Genomic DNA, 9,366 nt, shown 5'->3' with positions numbered 1-9,366 from the left:
GCTCGGCGAAAGCATCCGCCAGACGGACAACTCCCTGCTCGACGAATGGGAGAAGCTCGCTGCAGGCGAAGAATCCCCCATGGGAACCAGCGCGGATTCCCTTGAGGAACTTGTGGAGGAACAACCTGAGGGCGTTACCAGAAACCCTCGGGCCTTCCGGGTCATGGTCCGCAATGCGCTGTTCCAGCGCGTGGAACTTTTCGCCCAGGAAAAGGAGAAGGTCCTCGGTGCCCTGGACGAAGGCACGGGCTGGGATCGCGATCGCTGGGCGGATGCCATGGACGCCTATTTCGGCGAATACGACGACATTTACACGGACGCCCAGTCCCGCGGCCCGGCGCTGATTCGAATCAATGAGAAGCCCGAGGGACTCAGCGGGTACTGGACCGTGGCCCAGGTTTTCGACGATCCCGACGGCAACCATGACTGGGGGATCAATGCCCGCATCGATCTGGCCGCCTCGGACGGGGAAGGCTTCCCCGCGGTGCTGGTCGACAACGTGGGCAATATCGCCGAAACGGGTCGTGACTGAAGCACACCTCAGCATATGCAGTTATCAACGCATAAGTGAGTTCTATGCAGTGAGAACCGCATGTAGCATAACGGCAAGCGGACGGACAGCGAGGAGGGCACCGTGTACGCACTGACCGTGGACCGCAGGGGATCACGCGAGGATCCCGAGTCCCTGGCCATGCTCGAACACCGCGACCGCTTCCGGAGCTCTTTTCCGGGGGCAGTCCTCGGCTGGCAGATCAGCGCCGGAGACGAACTGCAAGCACTCTATGACGAGCCGCAGTGCGTCCTGGACGTGGTGCTCGCCCTGGCGGATGAGCAGGAGTGGCACGTCGGTCTGGGCATCGGACACGTGGACACCCCGCTCCCGGAGAACGTCAACGAGGCCACCGGTCAGGCCTTCGTATCCGCCCGAGAAGCCGTGACCGCTTCCAAAGACACTGGCTACCCCGCCGTGCGCGGCTCCGACTGGGCAACCCACGCGGAAGCCGTCCTCAGCCTGGCCTGTGCCGTGCGGGAACGTCGGACCGAGACGGCCAAGCAGGCCACCGTTCTGGCCCAGCAGGGATTCACCCAGCAACGGATTGCCCAGGAGTTGGACATTGCGCAGTCCTCGGTGTCCCGCCGGTTGTCCTCCGCGCTGTGGAGCCAGGAGCAGGCCGTGCACCCGACGGTTCTCACGTTCCTGGAACTGGCCAACGAGCACCCGGAGGCCCCGTGAAAATCTCCCGAATTTTCCTGGACGCGGTTCTCCCGGCTGCTTTGGTCGTGACCGCTTTTGTGTGGACCGCGGTGGCCGGTACGGCTCCCCGTGAAGTGGCCTATCCGGCACTCCTGGTAGCAGGAACACTCTCCGGGGACCTCGTGGTGCGGTGGGTGTTCAATTTGGCGGACGTGTCCCACGAGCGACCCACCCCCGGTCCCGATCCGTGGAACGGTCAGGATCCGCCCCCTGAGCCGGTGACTCCACCGTTGCGCGGCGGTTTGGTGATCGGTTTCCTGGAACGCGCTGCCACCATTGCCTCCCTACTCACCGGCCACGTGGCCGGCATCGGCGTGGTCGTGGCCGTCAAGGGCCTGGCCCGGTACGGTGAATTCACCAATGCACGGCAACGCGAGCAGTTCATCATCGGCACCCTGGCTTCGCTGTTGTGGGCCGCACTCTTCGCCGCCGCGGCCCTGTGGTGCACCACGGACCCCGGGCCGTTCGCCGCCTGGCGCTAATACCCACCCATGAAAACGACGCCGCCCGCGCACCTGAGGTGCGCGAGCGACGTCGTTAATGTGGCGGCCTACTCAGACCGTCTTCGATCCATCAGCGGACCGAGCTCGAGCCTCCGGACGAGTGGCCTTCAGGACCGTTGCCGTCCGCGGCCTTACCGGTGGGCTGCACCGTGGCCGTGGGGGCTGCCGATTCCACATCCTCCTGGTTCAGATCCGGGGACGGGGTCTTGACCTCGCCCGTGGATTCGAACTCGCTCTGCTGGCCGTGCACGGTCTCCACCATCTTGCGGAACTTTGCGCGGGAGTCGATGAGATCTTCCTTGTGCTTCTCCGAGATCTTGGGGAACTGCTGGGTGAGTTCCGCGATCTTGGTGGAAATGCGGTTACGATCCTCGGCGGGCGCGTCCTTGGGCAGAGCCAGGTACTTCTCTGAGAGGTCCTGGGTCTTCTGAATGATCCGCAGGGCACGACCCTTAGGGCTGAACAGAGATGCCAGGACAGTGATGACCAGGATCGAAATGATCACGGTCAGGGAGGTACCAATGCCGATCTCGGCGACCGGAACGTGCTGACCATCGTTGATGAACGAGAGGGTGTTCTCGTGCAGTGCGTGCAGCATCAGCTTGATACCAATGAACAGCAGGATGAGCGAGAGGCCCCACGACAGGTAGATCAAGCGATCCAGCAGGCCGTCGATCAGGAAGTACAACTGGCGCAGACCCATGAGTGAGAACGCCGTGGCCGTGAACACGATGTACGGTTCCTGCGTCAGGCCGAAGATCGCGGGGATGGAGTCCAGCGCGAAGAGAATGTCCGTGCCGCCGATCGCCACCATGACCAGCAGCATGGGGGTCATGACCTTCTTGCCGTTCTCGATGGTGAACAGCTTGTCGCCGTCGTAGTAATCCGTGGTCGGCAGGAGCTTCTTGGCCAACCGCACCACAAAGTTGTCGGCCTCGTCCGATTCCGAATCCGTGACTTCGCCCTTGATGAGCTTACCGGCGGTGTAAATCAGGATCAGGCCGAACAGGTAGAACACCCACGAGAAGGCGTTGATCGCCGCGGCGCCAATGAAGATGAACACGGTACGGGCGATCAGCGCGAACACGATGCCGAACAGCAAGACCTTCTGCTGATCAGCGCGCGGCACCTTGAAGGACGCGATGATGATCAGGAAGACGAACAGGTTGTCGACCGAGAGCGCCTTCTCGGTGATGTAACCGCCGTAGTACTCCGCCGTGAGCTGCAGGCCGTCCATCCACAGGATGACCAAGCCGAAGAGCAGGGCAATACCTACGTACACGGCCGACCAAATCGCGGCCTCTTTGATGGTGGGCTCGTGCGGTTTCCGCACGTGGAAGAAGAAGTCGTAGGCCAGCAGGCCCAAAATCAATGCAAGGGTGATGCCCCATTGCAGGCCGGTAATTTCCATGTGTCAGCACTTTCCGTTGAGAGATCCGGATGATTACCGTGGGTCTCTCCACCGACCGGTGCTCGGTCGACTCACCTGTGACAGTGGTCTTGGCACCATGAGTGATCGGTTGCTGCGCCCGGAGTGACAACTTTGCCGCTCGTGCTGACGTTCACAGCTCTTAGGGATACTCCCCCACGTTTGATGGTTCGACTTAGTTTACACAGCTCGCCCAGCAGGTCAGGCGTGGCCCGCATCCTTCATGCGGCGCAGTTCCTTCTTGAGATCCGACAATTCGTCACGCAGCCGGGCGGCAAGTTCGAACTGCAGCTCGGCGGCCGCGTTACGCATTTGTTCGCTCAATTGCTCGATGAGCTCCACGAGATCCTCCGCGGGTGCCGCCTGCACGCCGTCTCGCAACAGCTTCGATTCGGCCTTGGACGCGGCTTCGCGCTGAGACTCGGACGCGCTCTTCTTCTTGCCGCCCTTGATGGGAGCGGTGTGATCGTTGGCGGCCGCTCGCTGAGCCAGGAGCGTGCGCGTGTCCTCGTCCTCGCGGGCCAATTGATCAGTGATGTCCGCAATCCGCTTACGCAGTGGTTGCGGGTCGATCCCGTGTTCCTTGTTGTAGGCCACTTGGATCTCACGCCGGCGATTGGTTTCCTCAATGGCTGTTTCCATGGAATCCGTGATCCGGTCCGCGTACATGTGCACCTCACCGGAGACGTTACGTGCGGCACGGCCGATCGTCTGGATCAGTGACGTGGTGGAGCGCAGGAAGCCTTCCTTGTCAGCGTCGAGAATGGCCACGAGCGAGACCTCCGGCAGGTCCAGACCCTCACGCAGCAGGTTGATACCCACCAGAACGTCGAAGGTACCCATGCGCAGGTCCCGTAGTAGTTCCACGCGCTTGAGCGTGTCCACATCCGAGTGCAGGTACTGAACCCGGATCCCGTGTTCCATCAAGTACTCGGTGAGATCTTCGGCCATGCGCTTGGTGAGCGTGGTGACCAGCACACGCTCGTTGCGTTCCACGCGCAGTTCGATCTGCTCCAGAAGGTCATCGATCTGCCCCTTGGTCGGCTTGACCACAACCTGGGGGTCCACGAGCCCGGTGGGACGAATGATTTGTTCGACCACGGATTCCACCTTGGCCATCTCGTACTTGCCGGGTGTGGCGGACATGTACATGGTCTGGCCGATGCGTTCCAGGAACTCGTCGAACTTCAGCGGCCGGTTGTCCATGGCGGACGGCAAACGGAACCCGTGTTCCACCAGAGTGCGTTTACGTGACATGTCGCCCTCGTACATGCCACCGATCTGCGGCACCGTCACGTGGGACTCGTCAATGATGAGCATGAAGTCATCCGGGAAGTAGTCGAGGAGACAGTGGGGCGCGGAACCGCGTGGACGACCGTCAATGTGCAGCGAGTAGTTCTCGATGCCGTTGCAGTAGCCCATCTGCTCCATCATTTCGAGGTCATAGGTGGTGCGCATGCGCAACCGCTGGGCCTCGACGAGCTTGTTCTGGGATTCCAGTTCTTGGAGCCGGTTCTGCAGTTCGTTCTGGATGGTTTCCACGGCCCGCGCCATCCGTTCCGCACCCGCCACGTAGTGGGACGCCGGGAAGACGTACATTTCCTGTTCTTCGTTGACGATCTCCCCCGTCAACGGATGCAGCGTGTAGATCGATTCGATCTCGTCCCCGAAGAATTCGATCCGGATCGCCAGCTCTTCGTACATGGGGATGATTTCCACGGTGTCACCGCGCACGCGGAACGTGCCACGGTGGAAATCGACGTCGTTACGGGCATACTGCATGTTCACGAATTGACGCAGCAGGTCGTCACGGTCCATCTCCTGCCCCACGGCCAGGGTGACCATCTGCTTGACATACTCCTCCGGAGTACCCAGGCCGTAGATGCAGGACACTGTGGACACCACCACGGTGTCCCGGCGGGTCAGGAGTGAATTGGTGGCCGAGTGCCGCAGTCGCTCGACCTCCTCGTTGATGGAGGAGTCCTTCTCGATGAAGGTGTCCGTCTGCGGAACGTACGCCTCGGGCTGGTAGTAGTCGTAGTACGAGACGAAGTACTCGACGGCGTTATTGGGCAGCAGGTCGCGCAACTCGTTGGCCAGCTGTGCGGCCAGCGTCTTGTTCTGCACGAGAAGCAGTGTGGGTCGCTGGACCGCCTCGATCAGCCACGCAGCGGTGGCCGACTTACCGGTGCCCGTGGCGCCCATCAAGACGACGTCTTTTTCGCCACCCTGAATACGTTCGGTCAGTTCCGCAATGGCCTTGGGCTGATCGCCCGCGGGCTGGAACTCGGAGACCACTTCGAAGGGGGCGACGACGCGATTGATTTTCTGAGCCAGCGACATGCCCCCAGAATACGCGCCACCTCCGACAGGCTAACTGCCCTGTAACCGCCACCATTCATCGACCTGACGGACGAGGTCCTGGACCCTGCCGGAATTGTCGAACACGGTGGTTGCAGCGGCCCGCCGTTGCTCGTCCGTGGCCTGCGCAGCGATCCGCCTCCGGGCGTCGTCGTCGGCCATCCCCCGGTCGGTGACCATTCGACGCACCCGCTCCTCGACCGGCGCCTCGACCACCAGAACCTGGTCCATGTCCGAGTGCTGGCCGGTCTCCACGAGCAGCGGCATGTCGTAGACGATCACCGACCCGGGCGCGGCGGCCTCGATCAAACGTGCCGTTTCTTCGCGGACCATGGGGTGAATGATGCCGTTGAGGGCTTCAAGTTGAACTTGATCGTTGAACACGATGTTGGCGAGTTCTTGCCGGAGAAGCTCACCCGTTGTCGGATCGATCACCGCATCGCCAAAGTGTTCGCGAATGGCACTGTGACCCCGTTCCCCTGGTTGTTGGAGATTGCGGGCGATGGCATCCGCGTCGATCACCACGGCACCCAGCTCGCCGAGGCGCCGCGAGACGGTGGACTTACCGGAGGCTATCCCACCGGTCAGACCCACCGTCATCACGGAATGATCCCCGGCCTTGATGTTGCGATCACTCACGTGCGGCATCCTTTCCCCCGACGATCTCCGGAACGGCCGGCACCACATACTCATCCCAGATCCGCCGGACCTGGGCGCGGAGGTACTCGTTGTCGCCATCGTTAGTCACGACCTCGTCCGCGATCTCGCGGCGCTCGTCGTCGCTGCTCGAATCGTCGACGCGGTCCCAGGCTTCTTCGCGAGTCATGCCCGTTTCCTGGACCATGCGCTGCACGCGGATGTCGGCGGGAGCCTCGACGGCAATGACCACGTCGAACCGTTCCGATTGACCGGATTCCACCAGGTCGCGGACATCCTGGACGAGCACGGTGTCCGGGCCCGCGCGACGGCCGCGGTGACGGGATTCCTCCCGCACCAGCGGCAGCACGAGTTCGTTGATCCGGTCACGGGCCGTCTCGTTGTTCGACTTCAGGTCGGTGAGCGCAGCCAGGTCCACGGAACCGTTCGGTGCCATGACCGTGTCCCCGAACATCCGGGCGATCTCGGCGTGGGCCTCGGTGCCCGGGCGCAGCACATGGGCCCAGATTTCGTCATTGTCCACCACGGTGGCACCCAGATCCTCGAAGGCCTGGGCCACGGTGGTCTTACCCGCCGAGTAGCCACCGATCAGGGCCATTTGCAGAACTGGCTGGCCTTCCTTTTCACGCTGCCAGTGCCACGTACGGGGCTGGTGGGTATTGTGCTCGGGTTCCGTCCCCACCTCGTACTCGGGACGCATGACATAGTCGTCGACCGCAGTGGAACCTTCACGTGCCCGTCGGTGGTACTCCTCAACGGGAAGCACCTGCTTCCACTGCCGCGTTCGGATGGGTTTCGCCGTTCCCGCGTCCTCCCGAATCGCTTGGAACAACATGAACGCTTGTAAGAGGGACATCAGCATGACGGGGGCACCGATCACGATGATCACTTCCTGCAGAGCGGCAAGTCCACCCTCGCCCGAGGTCGTGATGATGGCCGCGCACACGGCACCGACGGACAGCGCCCAGAAAACACGCTGTCGTCGGGGCCCTTGGTCCTCATAACCCGATGCCATCGAGTCCATCACCAAGGCGCCCGAGTCGATGGAGGTGATGAAGAAGATCGTAATGACTACCAGTGCAAGGACCGCCGTGGCTTCGAAGAAGGGGAAGTTCTGCAGCAACTGGAACAGGGCCGCTTCCACGTTGCCCTCTTCGACGATCGTTTCGGTCATGGACCGTTCCGTGCCTTCGGCGCGATCGATCTGGAAGGCACTCAAGCCGTAGATCGCCATCCAGATCACCACGAACACTGACGGCACGCCCAGCACACCGACCACGAACTGACGAATGGTGCGGCCTCGCGAGATCTTGGCCACGAACATGCCCACGAAGGGCGCCCAGGTCACCGTCCACGCCCAGTAGAAGACCGTCCAGTCACCCGACCATTCGCCGTTGCCGAACGTGTCATTGAAGAAAGCCAACGTGGGCAGCGCGTTGAGGTAACTGCCCGCAGATTCGACCATTCCACGCATGAGAGACATGCTGGCGCCGGCCATCAGAATGAAAACGAGCAACGCCACGGCCGCCACGATGTTGATGTAGGACAGCCGCTTCACACCCTTGTCCATACCCGCAATCACGGAGGCGAGACCCACCGCAGTGACCACGGCGATGATCGCGGCCTGGATCCAGCCGGCCATGGGAATGCCGTACACGTAGTTCATGCCACTGTTGATCTGCATGGCACCCAGACCCACGGAGACGCCCAGCCCGAACACCGTAGCCACAATCGCCATGATGTCGATGGCCTTGCCGATCGGGCCGTGAATGCCGTCGCCCAGTAGAGGCTGGAAGGCGGACGACACTCGCGGGGGTAGCTTCCGCTTGTACGTGAAATAGCCGAACGCCAACCCGGGGACAATGAAGATGCCCCACATGTGCAACCCGAAGTGGAAGTTCGAGATGTTCAACGCTTCCACCGCGGCCTGATCCGAGAACGGCTCCGTGCCGTACATGGGCGGATTCGCGTAGTGGTTCATGGGCTCCGCGACGCCCCAGAACATAAGGACCGCGCCGAGGCCCGCCGCGAACAGCATGCCGAACCAGGCGATGCCCGAGTACTCGGGTTCGGAATCGTCGTCGCCTATTCTGAGGCGCCCGTACCGGCTGAGCGCGAGACCGATGGCAAAAATGACCATGGCCGTGACACTGAACGTGAAGAACCAGCCGGCCTGGTACCGCAAGGCGTTGGAGACGGTGCCGAAGAACCCCTGCACCTGCGTCGGAAAGAGTCCCATCGCCGCCGTGAACAGGACGATCAGTCCGGCAGATATGAAAAAGATGGAGGGTGTGGTTCTCAGGCCTAGTCGATCGTGCAAGCGATTGAGCATGTTCCATGACTTCCGAATTGGCGGAACCGCCCGTGATTTCCCTCACGGGCGGTAGATCACGGTCCTCAACTGTACCGACCAGTTTTTTGGCAGCCCCTATTGGCGCACCGGCAACGGAGACCGTTACTTGTTCGTAACGTTCCGTTGTCCCTCTGTCACGGAGCGGTCCGAGTTCGGCCGAGCCCTTCTCTCACGCCCGGGCGGAATGCGACGAACAGCCAGATACCGTTCACGATCACCAAAATGATTCCGGGCAGTCCGAGCAACAGATTTCCCGGTGCCACTATCGCGGACAAGGCCGCATGGATGAGGCCGACGGTTGCGAAGACTGCACCTGCGTACCAGCCTTCGCGCAGTCGCTTGCGCAGCGGAATGTACACGGCCAGGTACATGCCGACCAGCAGAATCAAACCGACCACGGCCCCGACCCAGTACGCGCTCTCGGGTGGTGCGCCGAACGGTGCGTCCTCGAACGCTCGATGGGTGATCTGGCCGGTGACGATGTTGGTCAGGATGGTCGTGAGGTACAAGACGCCGGAGACGATGGTCAGTGTCAGCAGTGTCCTCACGTGTTTGTCGACCTCGGGGTCGATCTGTCTGTTGCGTGCCGATGAACCCTGGGTTTCCGCACGCCGTATTGTCTCGCTCATGGTCGGTACCGCTTTCTCCAGTGCTCTTGCACGACATGTTCCTCCCCGGGACGCCGTGATACAAGACACACGAGAAAGCTTCTCAGTAGTAACCTTGTACGGCTGATCCGGCATCCGCCTCTGACCGCGCCCTAGACTGAAGTACATGCCCAGCGACCCGAACGTCTCCTACACGGTGC

8 protein-coding genes are annotated in these 9,366 nt (G+C 61.8%); 3 read left to right on the top strand and 5 right to left on the bottom strand.

The genetic code is table 11. The features are described from left to right. The 3 genes from Q4E95_RS08860 to Q4E95_RS08850 all read left to right on the top strand — a co-directional run. The coding region (locus tag Q4E95_RS08860) for a DUF3516 domain-containing protein (RefSeq protein WP_303382958.1) at positions 1 to 532 on the top strand (532 nt) is incomplete at its 5' end. A 102-nt stretch (positions 533 to 634) separates the two neighbouring features. Continuing rightward, the gene (locus Q4E95_RS08855; protein ID WP_303382957.1) at positions 635 to 1,234 is read left to right on the top strand and encodes a SatD family protein; all 600 of its coding nucleotides are present in this window, start codon (positions 635 to 637) and stop codon (positions 1,232 to 1,234) included. Further along, positions 1,231 to 1,737, top strand: coding sequence for a hypothetical protein (locus Q4E95_RS08850; protein WP_303382956.1), 507 nt, complete (start codon positions 1,231 to 1,233; stop codon positions 1,735 to 1,737). The genes Q4E95_RS08855 and Q4E95_RS08850 overlap by 4 nt, the downstream gene beginning before the upstream one ends. 91 nt (positions 1,738 to 1,828) lie before the next feature. On the opposite strand, the gene Q4E95_RS08845 is transcribed toward Q4E95_RS08850, so the two are convergent. The 5 genes from Q4E95_RS08845 to Q4E95_RS08825 all read right to left on the bottom strand — a co-directional run bounded on the left by Q4E95_RS08845 (position 1,829) and on the right by Q4E95_RS08825 (position 9,187). After that, on the bottom strand, positions 1,829 to 3,169 hold the full coding sequence (locus tag Q4E95_RS08845) for a TerC family protein (RefSeq protein WP_303382955.1): 1,341 nt from the start codon (positions 3,167 to 3,169) through the stop codon (positions 1,829 to 1,831). 219 nt (positions 3,170 to 3,388) lie between these two features. Beyond that, a complete protein-coding gene (gene uvrB, locus Q4E95_RS08840) occupies positions 3,389 to 5,530 on the bottom strand; it encodes an excinuclease ABC subunit UvrB (RefSeq protein ID WP_303382954.1) in 2,142 nt (713 codons plus the stop codon). A 30-nt stretch (positions 5,531 to 5,560) separates the two neighbouring features. Beyond that, positions 5,561 to 6,187, bottom strand: a complete 627-nt coding sequence (gene coaE / locus Q4E95_RS08835) for a dephospho-CoA kinase (protein WP_345310577.1) — start codon at positions 6,185 to 6,187, stop codon at positions 5,561 to 5,563. Next, entirely contained in the window at positions 6,180 to 8,537 is a 2,358-nt protein-coding gene (gene coaE, locus Q4E95_RS08830; protein WP_303382953.1) for a dephospho-CoA kinase, read from the bottom strand. Before coaE (Q4E95_RS08830) ends, coaE (Q4E95_RS08835) begins: the two co-directional genes overlap by 8 nt. A 155-nt stretch (positions 8,538 to 8,692) precedes the next feature. Further along, positions 8,693 to 9,187: a hypothetical protein gene (locus Q4E95_RS08825; protein ID WP_303382952.1), complete on the bottom strand. Its 495-nt coding sequence runs from the start codon at positions 9,185 to 9,187 to the stop codon at positions 8,693 to 8,695. Positions 9,188 to 9,366: the final 179 nt, after the last annotated feature.

Origin of the sequence: Kocuria sp. (genome assembly GCF_030536815.1) — a bacterium.
GTDB classification, from domain to species: domain Bacteria; phylum Actinomycetota; class Actinomycetes; order Actinomycetales; family Micrococcaceae; genus Kocuria; species Kocuria gwangalliensis.
This window is presented reverse-complemented; position numbering and strand designations above follow the sequence as displayed.

Bases quoted from the DNA above. Each gene is read 5' to 3' on its own strand.
- Q4E95_RS08825 (WP_303382952.1), bottom strand. From the start codon at position 9,187: ATGAGCGAGACAATACGGCGTGCGGAAACCCAGGGTTCATCGGCACGC.
- Q4E95_RS08845 (WP_303382955.1), bottom strand. From the start codon at position 3,169: ATGGAAATTACCGGCCTGCAATGGGGCATCACCCTTGCATTGATTTTG.
- uvrB (WP_303382954.1), bottom strand. From the start codon at position 5,530: ATGTCGCTGGCTCAGAAAATCAATCGCGTCGTCGCCCCCTTCGAAGTG.
- coaE (WP_303382953.1), bottom strand. From the start codon at position 8,537: ATGCTCAATCGCTTGCACGATCGACTAGGCCTGAGAACCACACCCTCC.